This window comes from Ruixingdingia sedimenti, assembly GCF_031432425.1.
Classification (GTDB): domain Bacteria; phylum Pseudomonadota; class Alphaproteobacteria; order Rhodobacterales; family Rhodobacteraceae; genus Ruixingdingia; species Ruixingdingia sedimenti.
This window is the reverse complement of record NZ_JAVKPH010000030.1, coordinates 1-14,505: the sequence shown is the minus strand read 5'-3', so window position 1 is coordinate 14,505 and position 14,505 is coordinate 1. Positions and strand designations below refer to the sequence as shown.

Here is a 14,505-nt window from a genome sequence, read left to right as displayed (position 1 = left end):
GCACAGGGCCCCGGAACGATCCGGGGCCCTGCATGGATGGAGTCGCCTCAGTGGGAATGGGCCTTGTCCCAGTCCTCGCGCTTGGGCAGCTGCTCGAACGTGTGTTCGGGCGGCGGCGAGGGCAGGGTCCATTCCAGCGTGTCGGCGTATTCGTTCCAGTAGTTGTTTTCCGTCACGCGCCGGCCGGCGAACAGCGTGTAGAAAATCACCCCGATGAAGAACACGAACGAGGCGAAGGAGATGAACGCGCCGATCGACGAGATCTTGTTCCAGTAGGCGAAAGCCTCGGGATAATCGATGTAGCGGCGCGGCATGCCCTGACGGCCCAGGAAGTGCTGCGGGAAGAAGGTCAGGTTGGACCCGATGAACATCATCCAGAAGTGCAGCTTGCCCGCCCATTCCGGGTATTGCCGGCCCGACATCTTGCCGATCCAGTAATAGACCCCGGCAAAGATCGCGAACACCGCGCCGAGGCTCATCACATAGTGGAAATGCGCCACGACATAGTAGGTGTCGTGATAGGCGCGGTCGATGCCGGCCTGGCTCAGCACGATGCCGGTGACGCCGCCCACGGTGAACAAGAACAGGAAGCCGAAGGCCCAGAGCATCGGCGTCTCGAAGCTGATCGAGCCGCGCCACATCGTCGCGATCCACGAGAACACCTTGATGCCGGTGGGCACCGCGATGGTCATGGTGGCGACCATGAAATAGGCCTGCTGGGTCAGCGACATGCCCACGGTGTACATGTGGTGCGCCCAGACGACGAAGCCGAGCGCGCCGATCGCCACCATCGCATAGACCATCGGCAGATAGCCGAAGATCGGCTTGCGCGAGAAGGTCGCGATGACATGGCTGATGATGCCGAAGCCGGGGACGATGATGATGTACACTTCCGGGTGGCCGAAGAACCACAGGATATGCTGGTAAAGGATCGGGTCGCCGCCGCCCTCGGGGGCGAAGAAGGTGGTGCCGAAGTTGCGGTCCGTCAGCAGCATGGTGATCGCGCCGGCCAGAACGGGCAGCGCCAGAAGGATCATCCAGGCGGTGACGAAGATCGACCAGGCGAACAGCGGCACCTTGTGCAGCGTCATGCCCGGCGCGCGCATGTTCAGGAAGGTGGTGATCATGTTGATGGCGCCGAGGATCGACGAGGCGCCCGAGACGTGCACCGCGAAGATCGCGAGGTCCATCGAGATCAGGTCGGCGTTCTGCGTCGACAGCGGCGGGTAGAGAACCCAGCCCACGCCCGCGCCCAGCTGCCCGTCCGACGAACCCGGCGTCAGCAGCGAGGCGACGCCCAGGCAGACGCCCGCGACATACATCCAGTAGCTGAGGTTGTTCATCCGCGGGAACGCCATGTCCGGCGCGCCGATGTGCAGCGGCATGAAATAGTTGCCGAAGCCGCCGAACAGCGCGGGGATGACGACGAAGAACATCATCAGCACGCCGTGGTAGGTGATCATCACGTTCCACAGGTGGCCGTTCGGGGTACATTCCCCCGCCGCGGCGGCGGTCAGGCGCGCGCCCTCGGCACACATGTACTGCACACCGGGCTCCATCAGCTCCAGCCGCATGTACACGGTGAAGATGACGGCCAGCAGACCGACCGCGGCCGCCGTGAAGAGGTAAAGGATCCCGATGTCCTTGTGGTTGGTGGACATGAACCAGCGGGTGAAGAATCCCCGCCTGTCGTCGTGCCCATGACCATGACCATGAATTGCGGCGTCGGCCATGCCTGTCTCCCGTTTTTGCGTTCGCGCGTTGATTGCGCGTTCGACGCAGGAAGATTCCCTCCTGCGCCGTTTCCCCTCAGTTGTTTAGTTCGTCGCCGGGGCAGCGGCAATGTCTGACTTTGACACAGATCAACAATTCGCGCGCTATCCCGGGTGCGATCTGCGTCATTCGGCCGCAGTTTCGTCTGCCGCGGCGGGGGCGTCGGCGGGCGCGGAGGCACCGTCGGGCGCGGGGCCGACCGATTCCAGATAGGCGGCGATGTCCTCGACGCCCTTCTTCAGCTTGAAGGCCATCGCGCTCTTGGCCTTGTCGTCGTTGGTGAATTCCTTGATGAACTTGGACGGGTCCTCGACGTATTTCACCAGCGTCTCGGTGGTCCAGACAAGGCCCATCTCGCCCGCTTCCCTGAGGCCCGGACCGTATTTGAAGCCTTCGACCGTACCCGCCTGACGGCCCATCACGCCATAGAGGTTGGGGCCGGTCTTGGTGCCCTTCATGATCACCGTGCCGTCATCGGCGACGATGGCGTGGCAGGCCTTGCACTTGCCGAATTCCTTTTCCCCCTTGGCCGCGTCGCCCTGGGCCAGTGCCGGGCCGGCGAGAATCATCAGGGCGATGGCGGAAAGGATGTGAGTCCTCATGGCTGGTTCCTTTTTGAGACGAGCTATATGCATCTTTTCTACCGCAACCCCCCGCCGGATGCACCCGAAACGATGCCGCACCCCCCAAAGGCGCAAACGCCCGCCGGTGAGGGCGGGCGTTGCTGCTGTTCCAGGGCCGCGGGCCGGGCCCGCGGCGGTGCCGTCGCGCGGGAGGTCAGAGCCGCCCGGCGGCCTCTGCCTCGGTGGCCGCGCGGGTGTCGAAGCGCGTCACCGCCACGCCGTCCTCCGCCCCGACGCCCAGTTGCGCACGGTCGGCGGACGACAGCACGTCGCCGGCGGCGCGCGTCTCGGGCTGGCCCACCGTCACGGTGACGAAGCCGCCGCGGTAGGCGTCGCGGCTCGGCAGCACCTGTTCGGCGGGGACGTTGCGGGTCAGCACCTCAGCGGCGGCCACGGGCAGCGCGGCAGAGGACAGCGCGGCGACGGCGGTCAGGGCAAGGGCAAAGCGGTTCATCGTTATTCTCCTGATTGAGGCCCGGTTTCGGCCGGGCCGTTCGTTTTCATGAGCAGGAGATGCGCCCCTTTCGCCGAAAGAGCAACGTGCGCAATTGCACACACATCCGATAAATACCATCAATTCGTTCACTCACAATCAGTTTATCCGGCCTTTACATGAAGAATTTGTGACATAATGGCAAAGGGGTGCGGCACCGCACAGAGATTTCCCTTGGGGAAAGACCGTACCGTTCAGGATATTGCGCATTCCCCGCCCGGCACGATCCGCCCTTCGGGAAAGTACCGCGGAAAGGTCGCGGCCAGTGCGGCGTCCAGATCCGCCATCGTCACCGGCAGGCCGAGATCCACGAGGCTCGTCACCCCGTGGTCGCGGATGCCGCAGGGGACGATGCCGTCGAAATGGCCCAGATCGGGTTCGACATTGATCGAGATGCCGTGGAAGCTGATCCAGCGGCGCAGCTTGATGCCGATGGCGGCGATCTTGTCCTCGCGCGGCGCGCCATCGGGGCCGGGGGCCTTGTCGGGCCGTTCGACCCAGACGCCCACGCGGCCCGCACGGCGTTCGCCCCTGACGTTGAATTCGGCCAGCGTGGCGATCACCCAGTCCTCCAGCGCGCAGACCAGCCGGCGCACGTCGCGGCCGCGGCGGTTGAGGTCGAGCATGACATAGACCACGCGCTGCCCCGGCCCGTGGTAGGTGTACTGCCCCCCCCGCCCGGCGGCAAAGACAGGGAATCGGCCGGGGTCCACCAGATCCTCGGGCCGGGCCGATGTACCGGCGGTGTAAAGCGGCGGGTGTTCCAGCAGCCACACGGCCTCGTCCGCCGTGCCCGCGGCGATCGCGGCCACCCGCGCCTCCATCGCCGCCAGCGCCTCTTCATACGGGACGAGCCCGTCCCGGATACGCCATTCCATGCCGTTTCCCCATGATCCGCCGCCGCCCGGGGCCGATTTCACTTTGCCCTGCGCCCTGCCGTGGTACTCTGCCGCAAAAGCAATTGAAACCGGGCCGGAGGTTCACCATGCCGCGCAAGCATTTCACCATTCCCCTTGTCTGCGCCGCACTGGCGCTTGCCCCCGCCACGCAGGCCGCCGCGGGCGACGGGCTGGCCGGCGGGATCATCGGCGGCATCATCGGGGGCATCATCGTCAACGAGGCGCACAAGAGCAAGCAGCGCCCCGCACAGACCACCACCCGCACTGCCCCCCGCACCTCGAGCATGAGCGCGCAGCAGCGCGAGCAGAACCGCGAGGTGCAGGTCGCGCTCAACTACTTCGGCTATCCGGTGGGCACGCCGGACGGCGCGATCGGGCCGCGGTCGCGGTCGGCGATCTCGCAGTATCAGGCGACGCTCGGCTATCCGCCGACGGGGCAGCTGACGGAATACGAACGCACCATCCTCGTGGCGGCCTATCACCGCGGGGTCGCGGGCGGGCCGGCGGCGATGCAGGTGGCGGCGACGCATCCGATGGGCGCGCGGGGCCTGCTGCTGATGCAGCGCGACGAAATGGCCGGCGTGCCGACGATGCCCCCCGGCGCAGGCGTGATGGCGGGCGCGGGCGCAGGCGCGATGATGGCCGTCGCGCCGCAGCCCGCCGAACCCGTCAAGGAACCCGAACCCGTGGCGGCCGCGCCTGCGGGCCCGTCGCTGCCCACCTTCATGGGGCAGTCGGGTGCGGTGGCCTCGCTCGCCTCGCATTGCAACCGGGTCAGCCTGATGACCAATTCCAACGGCGGGCTGGTGACGGCGGCGGCGATGACGGATGCGGGTTTCGCCCTGTCCGAACAGTTCTGCCTGGCGCGGACCTTTGCCATCGCGCAGGGCGAGGAGCTGATGGCCAAGGTGCCCGGCTTCACCCCGCAGCAGATCGCCGAACAGTGCCGCAGCTTCGCCCCCGCGCTGAAGGATCACGTCGCCGCCCTGTCGCTGCACCCGCGGGATCAGGTTCTGGGCGATGTCTCGGCCTTCGTGATGCAGTCGGGGCTGTCGCCCGATCAGCTGGCGGGGACGGCGAAGATCTGCCTCGGCGTGGGCTATTCCACCGATGCGATGGATCTGGCGATCGGATCGGCGCTGTTGCTGACGGTGCTGGGGGATCGCGGCTATGCCGAACTGCCGGGCCACCATCTGGCCGGCGGCTTCGGGGCCAGCAAGCGCGCCGATCTCGCGCTCGACTGGTTCGACATGAGCCTCGATGCCGCGGGCACGACGATGGTCTTTGCCCCCGGCATGACCGACCGCGCGGCGGTGATCCGCAAGGCCTCGGCCATCCTCGGCGGGCGGCCCGACCGGGCGCAGGCCGCACCCGCGCCGGTGCCGGTCTTTGCCGCGCCCGCGCCGCAGGGTCAGGCCGAATCGCCCCCCGCACCCACGGCCCCCGCCACCACCGCCGCCGCCCCCGCAGAGGGCACGCGCGGCACCGTGGACAGCCTGCCCTTTGCCGCGCGCCTGCCGTTCATGATGTTCAAGAACTGACCCCGCGCGGGGCCCGGGCCAAAACGGAAGGGGTGCAAAATCCCCCTTCCCTTCGCCCGGGCCATTCGCTACAAGCCCCGCATCCGAAACGGATCATGCGGTCGTGGCGGAATTGGTAGACGCGCAGCGTTGAGGTCGCTGTGGGGTAACTCCCGTGGAAGTTCGAGTCTTCTCGACCGCACCATCCGAAAGCAGAAAACGGCCGCCAAGCATCACTTGACGGCCGTTTTGCATTGACCCCCAGGGGGCGTCAGAGCTGCGGATCGGCGATGGTGACGCGGATGCCGTCCAGCGCCTCGGTCATCAGGATCTGGCAGGCCAAACGGCTGTTGGCCTGCCGGTCGGCGGCGGTGCAATCGAGGATCTGGCCCTCGTTCCAGCCCGGCGCGGGCAAGAGCCCCAGAAACGCCGGATCGACGAAGACATGGCAGGTGGCGCAGCTTGCCGCCCCGCCGCAATCGCCGATGATCCCGTCCACCCCGTTCGACACGGCGGCGCGCATCAGGCTGGTGTTGGCGGGCACGTCGACTGCAACCTCGGCCCCGCCGGGCACGATGTAGATGGCTTTCATCGCCGGTCTCCTATTGCGGGGTCACGCGCAGGGGGATGGACCGCAACTGCCGCATCTGGTTCATCGGGCGCGGCAGCGACTCGCCCGCGGGTTCCACCGTCTTTACCCGGCGCGCGAATTCCGTCAGCAGGCATTCCGATTCCAGCCGCGCGATCATCTGGCCGATGCAGACATGCATCCCGGTGCCGAAGGCGACATGCACGCCCGCCGGGTTGCGGCGCAGGTCGAACATGTCGGGGTTGTCCCATTTGCGCGGATCGCGGTTGCCCGCCCCCAGCCACAGGCCAAGCTTGCGGTCCTTTTCCAGCGTGAAACCCGCGAAATCCACATCCCGGTTGGGCGTGCGGTAGATCACCTGGAAGGGCGATTCCATGCGGATGCCTTCGTCCAGCGCGGTGCGCATCAGCATCGGGTCCGCCACCGCCAGCGCCATCTGGCCGGGGGACCGGGCAAGGTGGTGGAAACAGGCGCCGAGCCCGGCGATGGTCGAATCCGTCCCGCCGCCGACCAGCGTGCGCACGAGGCTTTTGGCCACGCCCGCCTCGATCTCGCCCCGGTCCTCTGCCACGTAGATCTGTTCGGCGATGGACCCGGGCAGCACCCCCACGCGGTCCACGCTGTGTTCGTACCAGTCCAGATAGGGTTCGGCCCGTTCCATCGCCCCGCGATATAGCACGTTGTCGGGCCCGGTCTGGTTGAAGCGCATCTCGCCGATGGCGATCACGTTTTCGCGCGGCAGGTCCACCCCCACGGCGGTGGAAAAGACCTTGAGAACATAGGGCTCGATCAGGTGCTCCATCGCGTCGAATTCGCGCCGGTCGAGCATTTCGCCCACCCGCGCCGCCGCCTCGCGTTCGAACAGGTCGCGCCAGCTGCGGATCAGCCTGGGCGACAGGATCTTCGTCACCGCCGCGCGCACTTCGGTATGGCCGGGCGGGTCGGCCTCGACCAGACGCGAGGGGATGCGGAACTTGCCGGGCCTGCGGATATCCTGGATGCCGACGCCGCTGGCGGAACTGAAATCCTGCCAGTTGTCGAGGATCTGCTGGATCTCGGCATGCCGCCCCACGGCGTAGACATTGTAGTCTTTCAGCAGCACCACCGGCGCAAGGTCGCGCAGCGCGGCGTGGAACGGATAGGGGTCGATCACCGTTGCGGTGTCGTAGGGGTCGATGCCGGCCAGAACCGGCGGCGTTCTGCCCGTGGCAGCATCCAGCATGGTCAATCCTTTCTCTTTGCGGCCGGAATCCGGTAGCTGCGACAGATTGACCCGCATATCATAACCAAACAAATATGAAGTTCGTACAGTTCATACCGAAAGGCGTATACCTTGGACTGGACCCACAAGATCCGCCTGCGCCATCTGGAGGTTCTGCTGAGCCTTGCGCGCACCCAGAACCTGACCCGCACCGCCACCGAGCTGAACACCCACCAGCCCGGCCTGTCCAAGATGCTGCGCGATGTCGAGACGGACATGGGGGTGGACCTGTTCGACCGGCGCGCGCGGGGGCTGGCGCTGAACGACAACGGGCGGATCGCGCTGGCGCATGTGCGGCGGATCAAGGCGGCGCTGGATGCCTTCCGCGACGAAATGGCGGTGGTGGCGCAGCGCGGGTCGGGCCTTCTGTCGATCGGCATCGCCGGCGCCTCGTCCATCGACGCGCTGCCCTCGGCGGTGCTGTCGCTGACCCGCCAGATGCCGGATGCGCATATCCGCATCACCGAAGGCCCGCCCGACACGCTGCGCCCGCGTCTGGTGGATGGCGAACTGGACATCATGGTGGGGCAAAGCGGCCTTGCCTTCGATCCTGCGCAGGACATCCGCGAGGAACCCCTGTTCCGCGACCGCATCTGCCTGTGCGTGCGCTGGTCGCATCCCCTGGCCACGCGCGAGGCGCTGACATGGGAAGAGGTTACGGCCTATCCGCTGGCCGTCTGGGCCGCCGGCACGCCGATCCGCCGGGCGCTGGACGATGCGTTGGCGCAGGCCGGGTGGACGCTGCCGCCGACCTATCTCGAATCCAACTCCGCCTCGGTCAATGTCAACCTGCTGGTCAATTCCGATATGGTGGGCTTTTCCATGCAGCGCGGGGCGGAAAGCTATCGCGCCTACCGGATGTTGCAGATCCTGCCGCTGGATCTGGGGTCCACCGGCGCGGTCAGCATGTACTGGCGCGGGGCGGACGGCGGGCGCAGGCTGGTGGAACTGGCGCTGGCGGGGCTGCGGCGGATGGCGGCGCGGTGATTAGGCGGGGTATTCGATGACCATCCCGTCATGCGCGGGGGTGACATGCGCGGGCGTTTCGGCGGCCACCGCGGCATAATCCAGATCCAGATGCATGTTGGTCAGCACCGCGCGGCGCGGCTGCGCGCGTTCGATCCATTCCAGCGCCAGCGCCAGATGCGCATGGGTCGGGTGCGGCGTGCGGCGCAGCGCGTCCAGCACCCAGCAATCCAGCCCCTCCAGCACCGGCCAGACGGCATCGGGGATCGTCACCACATCGGGCAGATAGGCCAGATCCGCGATGCGGAAGCCGAGCGTGTCCATCGACCCGTGCCCGACCTCGAACGGCACGAAGCGGATCGCGCCCCCTGCCCCCGCGATCTCGAACGGGCCGCGGATCGTGTTCATGTCGAGGATCGGCGGATAGGGCGAGCCCGCGGGCTGCACGAAGGCATAGCCGAAGCGCGAGATCAGCGCCTCTTGCGTCGGGCCGTCGGCCCAGACCGGCAGGCGGCGGCGCATGTTGTAGACGATCTGGCGCAGGTCGTCGATGCCGTGGACGTGATCGGCATGGGAATGGGTATAGACCACCGCATCCAGCACCCCCACGCCCGCGTCCAGCAACTGTTCGCGCATGTCGGGCGAGGTATCGACCAGCACGCGCGTCACGCCCTCGCCCTCGATGCGTTCGACCAGCAGCGAACAACGGCGGCGGCGGTTGCGGGGGTCGGCGGGGTCGCATTCGCCCCAGTCGCCCCCCAGACGCGGCACCCCGCCCGAGGACCCGCAACCCAGAATGGTGAACCGCAGCCGCGCCATCACGCCGCCTTCGCGCCCGGGGCGGCGCGGGTGAACAGCCGGTCGAAATTGGCCGTGGTCGCGGCGGCGAAATCGGGCAGCGACATTCCGAACAGATCCGCCCCGGCCCTGGCGGTGAAGGCGGTATAGGCGGGTTCGTTCCGCCGCCCGCGATGGGGCGGGGGGGCCAGATAGGGGCTGTCGGTTTCCAGCAGGATCCGGTCCAGCGGCGCCGCGGCAAAGATCGCGCGCAATTCATGCGATTTGGGGAAGGCGGCGATGCCGGACATGGACAGGTAGAACCCCATCTCCAGCGCCGCCCGCGCCAGCCCCTCGCCCGAGGAAAAGCAGTGCATCACGCAGGTATAGGGCCGCGCGCGGTAGCCTTCGGCAAGGATGCGGGCCATGTCGTCATCCGCCGCACGGGCGTGGATGATCAGCGGCAGGCCGGTTTCCTGCGCGGCCTCGATATGGATGCGCAGCGAGGCCTGCTGCACCGCGGCGCTTTCGGCGGTGTAGTGGTAGTCGAGCCCGGTTTCCCCGATGCCCACGAATTTCGGATGCCGCGCCAGCGCGACCAGTTCGTCCACGGTGGCCAGCGGTTCTTCCGCCGCGCTCATCGGATGGGTGCCGGCGGCGTAGAACACGCCCTCATGCGCCTCGGCGATGGCGCGGACCTGCGGTTCCTGCCGCAGCCGGGTGCAGATCGTCACCATCCGCCGCACCCCGGCCGCCCGCGCACGCGCGATCACCGCGGGCAGTTCGCCGTCGAAATCCGGGAAATCCAGATGGCAATGGCTGTCAACGATTTCGGGCGGAAGGGACATCGGGCGGCTACCTCTGGGCGAGCGTGCCCGCCGTCTCGTCAATCTTCAGCACCATATCCATGAGAAGCGCCGCAGGGTCAAGGTTGACCGCCCGGCCCCGCCGCACCCGCAGCGTCAACCCCTGGGCAAGGTCCGCCCATCCCCGCGCGGCGGCGGGCGTGGGGGCGAGGCGGGCAAGGATCGCGGCCTCGTTCGGGGCGGCCTCGGGCGGGGTCTGGCGCAGACTGCCCGCGCGGGCAAGGCGCGCAAGGAAAAGGTCGATCAGCGTCAGCGTCAGGTCGAACCGCGCCTCCGCCCCCCTGGCCGCGCCCGCCTCTGCCAGATCCAGCGCGCGGGTGCGGTCCATCCGCGGCAGCGTGTCGAACAGCGCCGCCACCTGCCCGTAAAGCCGCAGCCCGTCGAGGTTCACCAGCCGCAGCGCCGCACCGACCGATCCGCCCGCCAGTTCTGCCAGCGCCTGTTCCGCACCCGGCGGCACCTCTGCGCCCGCCTGCGCCAGCGCCGCCGACAGATCGTCGGGCGCCAGCGGCGCCAGCCGCAGCAGCCGGCAGCGGGACCGGATCGTGGGCAAAAGCCGGTTCGGCTGATGCGCGATCAGAAGGAAGGTCACGCCCACGGGCGGTTCTTCCAGCAGTTTCAGCAGCGCATTGGCGGCAGAGGGGTTCAGATCGTCCGCCGCGTCGATGATCGCCACCCGCCGCCCGCCATCGGCGGAACTCAGCGCGAAATGCGACTTCAGCGCGCGGACCTCTTTCACCAGGATCTCTTGCGCGGGCGCCTTTTCGCTTTCGTTGAGGCCCCGGCGCAGCAGGAACAGCCGGGGTTCCGACAGCGCCGCGATGCGCCGGGCCGCGGGGTCGTCCTCGGGCACGTCCAGCGTATCGGGCGGGGGCGGGGCGCCGAAAAGACCGCCGTCGCCTTCGGGCGCCGTCAGCAGGAACCGCGCGATCCGCCAGGCGAGCGTCGCCTTGCCCACCCCGCGCGGACCCGCGATCAGCCAGGCATGGTGCAAACGGCCCGCATTGAAGGCCGACAGGAATTCGGCCTCGGCCCCCGCATGGCCGTAAAGCCGGGGGGTTTCGCGCGGATGCGGCGCGCCCTCGATCCGGTCGGGTTCGGGGAAATCGCCCAGATAGACCGAGGGCATGGCCTAGCCCCCCAGACGGGCGGTCACGGCGGCCAGAACCTGCGCCGCCACGGCATCCGCCGGTTGCGCCCCGTCGATCACCGCGAACCGCGCGGGCGCTGCGGCGGCAAGATCCAGAAAGGCCGCGCGCATGCGGGCCTGCACCGCGATGCCCATATCCTCGAACCGCATTTCCGCGCCGGCGCGGGCGCGTGCACGGGTCAGCCCCTCGGCCGGGTCGATGTCGATCAGCACCGTCAGGTCGGGTTCCACCCCGATCATCAGGTCGTGCAGCCGGTCCACCACCGCGCGCAGGTCGCCCCGGGTCACGCCCTGATAGACGCGGGTGGAATCGGCGAAACGGTCCGTCACCACCCAGGCGCCACGATCCAGCGCCGGGCGGATCGTGCGTTCCAGATGGTCGCGCCGCGCGGCGGTGAACAGCAGGATTTCCGTTTCCGCCGACCAGCGGTCGGTGGCCCCTTCCAGCAGCAGGCGGCGGATTTCCTCTGCCCCCGAGCTGCCGCCGGGTTCGCGGGTGGCGATCACCCGATGCCCCGCGTGTGTCAGCGCCGCCGCCAGCCGCCGCGCCTGGGTCGACTTGCCGGAACCGTCGATGCCCTCGAAGCTGATGAACCGGCCGCCCGCCATCAGAACAGCGCCAGCCCCCCCGCCCGCGCCGTCAGCACCCGCAGCGCCGTCTGCACCCGGGTGACGAAGCCCCCCGCCGCCACCGCGGTTTCCGCCACCAGCGGCACGCGGGTGTCGGGCATGCCCGGCATGCGGATCACCAGTTCGCCCAAAGGCTGGCCCGCGGCCACCGGCGCCTCCACCGGGCCGCGATAGACCGCCTCTGCCGTCACCTGCCCGGCCGCCGTGGCGGGTACGAGGATCGTCGCATCCTGCGCCGGGACCAGCCCGACCTCTGCCGCCGCACCCATCCAGACCTCTGCCGCGGCAACCCGCTGACCGGCGGTGGCGAAGGTCTGTTCGCTGAACTGGCGAAAGGCCCAGTTGACGATGTTCTCGCTTTCCTCGGCGCGCTGCTGTTCGCTGTCGAGCCCGGTGATCACGAACACCACCCGCCGCTTGCCCTGCAACGCCGATCCGGTCAGGCCATAGCCCGCCTCCTGCGTGTGCCCGGTCTTGAGCCCGTCGGCCTGCCAGTCGCCGCCCTGGATGCGCAGCAGGGGGTTGCGGTTCTGGCTGTTGGCGGGCGCGCGGTCCTTGTAGTTGAAGGTGGTTTCCGCGAAGAGGGGGTAGAATTCCGGGAATTCGGTGATCAGCCGCACCGCGACATTGCCCAGGTCGCGCATCGACATGCGGTGGTCCGGGTGCGGCCAGCCCGAGGCATTGGCGAAGGTCGATTCCGTCAGGCCAAGCGCGCGGCCCCGTTCCGTCATCTGGCGGGCAAAGACCTCTTCGCTGCCCGACAGCCCCTCGGCCACCACCACGCAGGCGTCGTTGCCGGAATTGATGATGATCCCGCGGATCAGGTCGTCCACCGTCGGCCGGTCCAGTTCGTTCAGGAACATGGTCGAGCCGCCCATCGCCTTGGCGCGCGAGGACACGGCAAAGGTCGTGTCCATCGTCACGCGGCCGTCGCGCAGGGCCTCGAACAGCATGTAGAGCGTCATCAGCTTGGACATCGACGCGGGCGGCAACGGCTGATCGGCGTTCTTTTCCAGCAGCACCGTGCGCGTGCCGAGGTCATAGACCCAGGCGGCGCGCGCGCGCGTGTCGAACGCCACGGCCGGAAGGGCCACGACCAGCGACAGGATCAGCGCCAGGACAAGTCGGATGCGCGTCATCAGGGGTCCTCCGTTCGGTATCCGCACCCTAGCGGGTCACGAAATAGGCATCGGCATAGCCAAGCTGTTTCACCTTCGCCAGCAGCGCGTCGCGGTCGGCGGCGCTGGCGGCGGGGCCGGCCAGAACGCGCCAGAAGGTCTTGCCCTGGCTTTCCTCCTTGCGCACCCGCGCCTCTGCGCCCGCCTTCTTCACCTGTTCGGCGGCGCGGGTGGCGTTCGCCTCGACGCTGAAGATGCCGATCTGTAGAAGGTTCCGGCCGCCGGCCGCGGCGGGGGCGGGCGTGGCGTCCTTCGGCCGGTCGGCGGGGCGCGCGGCGGGCCGGGTTTCGGGCTTCGCGGCGGCGGCTGCGGCCGTGGTCGCGGGCGGCGCCTCGGGCGCGATGGTGGCGGTGGCCGGCGCAGGGGCGAGCGTTTCGGTCGAAACCGTCTCGGCGCTGTCGAGGATCGGCTGCGCGGGCGGCGCTTCCTCCGCCACTTCCTCGCGCCGCAATGCGGTCACGCTCAGTTGCGCGGGCTGGCCCGCCAGCATGCCGAGCGTGGCGGCCGCATCCGACGACACCTGCAACTTCGGCCCCGGATTTTCGCGTTCGCGCCGGAACAGGGCGCCGATGACGAATTTGCCGTTGGCGGGGTTGCGGATGATGACGCGTTCCGGGTCGCTGACCCCCGGATAGGCCACCCATACCCCGCCGAGCGAGGGCCGCCCGTCCCAAAGACCGGTCTCGGCCACCTGAAAGACCTGCGGCGCCTCGACATCGCGTTCCACCAGCCGGGTGGTGGCCGAGGTGGCGGCGGCCTCGCCGTCGCCCGCAGCCTTGAGCCCGCCGAAGGGCCCCGCGCCCTCCTCGCAGCCCGCAAGCGCCAGCACGATCCCCGCAGCCAGCACCCAAGAAACGGAACGTATCGCCATCAATGCCCCCTGACGCGGGTTTCGTGCCCCGCGCCGCTACCTGCCTTCACCGTGCCGGACCCTGCTCGACCGACGCCTGCGCGATCCGCGCTTGGCGCGCATCATAGCGGGCAAGGGCCGTGCTGGAAAGGCCCGGGCGCAGACGGGGGCGGAAAACGCCGCCGCGGCGGCGGTTGCGCTTGACGCCCGGGCGGGCCAATCTGGCGCGGGCGAGCAGTCGGAGGCAAGCATGCGGGTCTGGATGGCGGGATTGACGATGGCGGCGACGGCCGCGGCGGTGGCGGCCTGCGCCCCGGGCTTCCGCCTGGGCGCGGCGGCAAGCGGTGCCGAGCTTTACGCCGATTATTGCGCCGCCTGCCACGGGCCCGCAGGGCGCGGCGACGGGCCGGGGGCCGAGGGGCTGAACCCCCGCCCGGCGGATCTTACCCGTCTGGCCGCCGACAACGGCGGCGTGTTTCCGCGCGTGCAGGTGATGGCCAAGGTCTATGGCTATCACCGCGGCGAGGGCGGGGGCGGCGGCGCGATGCCCGAATTCGGCCCGCTGATGGAAGGCGAGACGGTGCTGATCGAAACCGCCCCCGGAGTGATGACGCCGACCCCGGAAAAGCTGGTGCTGCTGGCCGAATACGTCCAGTCGCTCGGCCCGCGCCCGGGCGGGTGAGGGTGCGGCGGGGCAAGCCATCCCTTCGGCGACAGGCGGATCAGTAGGGCGGCTCCATGCCGAGCACATGCAGAACCGCGCCCAAGTCATCGAGGACAAGCCCGCATCTGACGTCGGCCACCAGAAACGAGTGGTGGATCGTCGCATCGACCGGATTGTTCATCTTCGGATGGCTCTGTTGCACAAATCGGCTGAGGGCCGGAGTTCCCCTTTCCCCGGACAGACTTATCCTGTGACTTCCGTGATGG

16 protein-coding genes and 1 tRNA gene are annotated in these 14,505 nt (G+C 68.6%); 4 read left to right on the top strand and 13 right to left on the bottom strand.

Going from position 1 to position 14,505, the window contains the following annotated elements:
• Nucleotides 1-47: 47 nt before the first annotated feature.
• From ctaD to lipB, 4 genes are all read right to left on the bottom strand, one after another.
• A complete protein-coding gene (gene ctaD / locus RGD00_RS18660) occupies nt 48-1,733 on the bottom strand; it encodes a cytochrome c oxidase subunit I (RefSeq protein WP_310458789.1) in 1,686 nt (561 codons plus the stop codon).
• A 165-nt stretch (nt 1,734-1,898) separates the two neighbouring features.
• Nucleotides 1,899-2,375 carry a c-type cytochrome gene (locus RGD00_RS18655; RefSeq protein WP_310458788.1) on the bottom strand — a complete coding sequence of 159 codons (477 nt, stop codon included), beginning with the start codon at nt 2,373-2,375 and terminating at the stop codon, nt 1,899-1,901.
• Between the two features lie 175 nt (nt 2,376-2,550).
• The gene (locus RGD00_RS18650) at nt 2,551-2,850 is read right to left on the bottom strand and encodes a hypothetical protein (RefSeq protein ID WP_310458787.1); all 300 of its coding nucleotides are present in this window, start codon (nt 2,848-2,850) and stop codon (nt 2,551-2,553) included.
• A gap of 233 nt (nt 2,851-3,083) precedes the next feature.
• On the bottom strand, nt 3,084-3,767 hold the full coding sequence (gene lipB / locus RGD00_RS18645) for a lipoyl(octanoyl) transferase LipB (protein ID WP_310458786.1): 684 nt from the start codon (nt 3,765-3,767) through the stop codon (nt 3,084-3,086).
• A 107-nt stretch (nt 3,768-3,874) separates the two neighbouring features.
• Between lipB and RGD00_RS18640 the strand changes: the two genes are divergently transcribed.
• Complete coding sequence (locus RGD00_RS18640; protein ID WP_310458785.1) at nt 3,875-5,329, top strand: peptidoglycan-binding domain-containing protein; 1,455 nt, start codon at nt 3,875-3,877, stop codon at nt 5,327-5,329.
• Nucleotides 5,330-5,426: 97 nt separating this feature from the next.
• A tRNA-Leu gene (locus RGD00_RS18635) sits at nt 5,427-5,513 on the top strand.
• A gap of 66 nt (nt 5,514-5,579) precedes the next feature.
• Here RGD00_RS18635 and RGD00_RS18630 read toward each other — a convergent pair.
• Nucleotides 5,580-5,900: a 2Fe-2S iron-sulfur cluster-binding protein gene (locus RGD00_RS18630; RefSeq protein ID WP_310458784.1), complete on the bottom strand. Its 321-nt coding sequence runs from the start codon at nt 5,898-5,900 to the stop codon at nt 5,580-5,582.
• 10 nt (nt 5,901-5,910) lie between these two features.
• On the bottom strand, nt 5,911-7,119 hold the full coding sequence (locus tag RGD00_RS18625; RefSeq protein ID WP_310458783.1) for a cytochrome P450: 1,209 nt from the start codon (nt 7,117-7,119) through the stop codon (nt 5,911-5,913).
• A 111-nt stretch (nt 7,120-7,230) separates the two neighbouring features.
• Between RGD00_RS18625 and RGD00_RS18620 the strand changes: the two genes are divergently transcribed.
• Nucleotides 7,231-8,145, top strand: coding sequence for a LysR family transcriptional regulator (locus tag RGD00_RS18620; RefSeq protein WP_310458782.1), 915 nt, complete (start codon nt 7,231-7,233; stop codon nt 8,143-8,145).
• On the opposite strand, the gene RGD00_RS18615 is transcribed toward RGD00_RS18620, so the two are convergent.
• From RGD00_RS18615 to RGD00_RS18590, 6 genes are read right to left on the bottom strand one after another with little or no spacing between them, the layout of a single operon-like run.
• Nucleotides 8,146-8,943: an MBL fold metallo-hydrolase gene (locus RGD00_RS18615; protein WP_310458781.1), complete on the bottom strand. Its 798-nt coding sequence runs from the start codon at nt 8,941-8,943 to the stop codon at nt 8,146-8,148. It abuts the gene before it with no gap.
• Entirely contained in the window at nt 8,943-9,749 is an 807-nt protein-coding gene (locus RGD00_RS18610; protein ID WP_310458780.1) for a TatD family hydrolase, read from the bottom strand. The genes RGD00_RS18615 and RGD00_RS18610 overlap by 1 nt, the downstream gene beginning before the upstream one ends.
• A gap of 7 nt (nt 9,750-9,756) precedes the next feature.
• Nucleotides 9,757-10,896 (bottom strand): DNA polymerase III subunit delta', encoded by a 1,140-nt coding sequence (locus RGD00_RS18605; protein ID WP_310458779.1) that lies wholly within the window; start codon nt 10,894-10,896, stop codon nt 9,757-9,759.
• A gap of 3 nt (nt 10,897-10,899) precedes the next feature.
• Nucleotides 10,900-11,526 (bottom strand): dTMP kinase, encoded by a 627-nt coding sequence (gene tmk / locus RGD00_RS18600; RefSeq protein WP_310458778.1) that lies wholly within the window; start codon nt 11,524-11,526, stop codon nt 10,900-10,902.
• Entirely contained in the window at nt 11,526-12,686 is a 1,161-nt protein-coding gene (locus tag RGD00_RS18595) for a D-alanyl-D-alanine carboxypeptidase family protein (RefSeq protein WP_310458777.1), read from the bottom strand. The genes tmk and RGD00_RS18595 overlap by 1 nt, the downstream gene beginning before the upstream one ends.
• A gap of 28 nt (nt 12,687-12,714) precedes the next feature.
• The gene (locus RGD00_RS18590) at nt 12,715-13,596 is read right to left on the bottom strand and encodes an SPOR domain-containing protein (RefSeq protein WP_310458776.1); all 882 of its coding nucleotides are present in this window, start codon (nt 13,594-13,596) and stop codon (nt 12,715-12,717) included.
• A gap of 229 nt (nt 13,597-13,825) precedes the next feature.
• Here RGD00_RS18590 and RGD00_RS18585 point away from each other — a divergent pair, with 229 nt between their 5' ends.
• Entirely contained in the window at nt 13,826-14,257 is a 432-nt protein-coding gene (locus tag RGD00_RS18585; RefSeq protein ID WP_310458775.1) for a c-type cytochrome, read from the top strand.
• A gap of 40 nt (nt 14,258-14,297) precedes the next feature.
• Here RGD00_RS18585 and RGD00_RS18580 read toward each other — a convergent pair.
• Nucleotides 14,298-14,505 (bottom strand): hypothetical protein (locus tag RGD00_RS18580; protein WP_310458774.1); only part of this gene is annotated, 208 nt, incomplete at its 5' end.

What these genes read in the sequence shown, in the direction of transcription:
- lipB (WP_310458786.1), bottom strand. Translation starts at nt 3,767, where the DNA reads ATGGAATGGCGTATCCGGGACGGGCTCGTCCCGTATGAAGAGGCGCTG.
- RGD00_RS18615 (WP_310458781.1), bottom strand. Translation starts at nt 8,943, where the DNA reads ATGGCGCGGCTGCGGTTCACCATTCTGGGTTGCGGGTCCTCGGGCGGG.
- RGD00_RS18585 (WP_310458775.1), top strand. Translation starts at nt 13,826, where the DNA reads ATGCGGGTCTGGATGGCGGGATTGACGATGGCGGCGACGGCCGCGGCG.
- RGD00_RS18625 (WP_310458783.1), bottom strand. Translation starts at nt 7,119, where the DNA reads ATGCTGGATGCTGCCACGGGCAGAACGCCGCCGGTTCTGGCCGGCATC.
- RGD00_RS18640 (WP_310458785.1), top strand. Translation starts at nt 3,875, where the DNA reads ATGCCGCGCAAGCATTTCACCATTCCCCTTGTCTGCGCCGCACTGGCG.
- RGD00_RS18655 (WP_310458788.1), bottom strand. Translation starts at nt 2,375, where the DNA reads ATGAGGACTCACATCCTTTCCGCCATCGCCCTGATGATTCTCGCCGGC.
- RGD00_RS18590 (WP_310458776.1), bottom strand. Translation starts at nt 13,596, where the DNA reads ATGGCGATACGTTCCGTTTCTTGGGTGCTGGCTGCGGGGATCGTGCTG.
- tmk (WP_310458778.1), bottom strand. Translation starts at nt 11,526, where the DNA reads ATGGCGGGCGGCCGGTTCATCAGCTTCGAGGGCATCGACGGTTCCGGC.
- RGD00_RS18630 (WP_310458784.1), bottom strand. Translation starts at nt 5,900, where the DNA reads ATGAAAGCCATCTACATCGTGCCCGGCGGGGCCGAGGTTGCAGTCGAC.
- RGD00_RS18595 (WP_310458777.1), bottom strand. Translation starts at nt 12,686, where the DNA reads ATGACGCGCATCCGACTTGTCCTGGCGCTGATCCTGTCGCTGGTCGTG.
- RGD00_RS18650 (WP_310458787.1), bottom strand. Translation starts at nt 2,850, where the DNA reads ATGAACCGCTTTGCCCTTGCCCTGACCGCCGTCGCCGCGCTGTCCTCT.
- RGD00_RS18610 (WP_310458780.1), bottom strand. Translation starts at nt 9,749, where the DNA reads ATGTCCCTTCCGCCCGAAATCGTTGACAGCCATTGCCATCTGGATTTC.
- ctaD (WP_310458789.1), bottom strand. Translation starts at nt 1,733, where the DNA reads ATGGCCGACGCCGCAATTCATGGTCATGGTCATGGGCACGACGACAGG.
- RGD00_RS18605 (WP_310458779.1), bottom strand. Translation starts at nt 10,896, where the DNA reads ATGCCCTCGGTCTATCTGGGCGATTTCCCCGAACCCGACCGGATCGAG.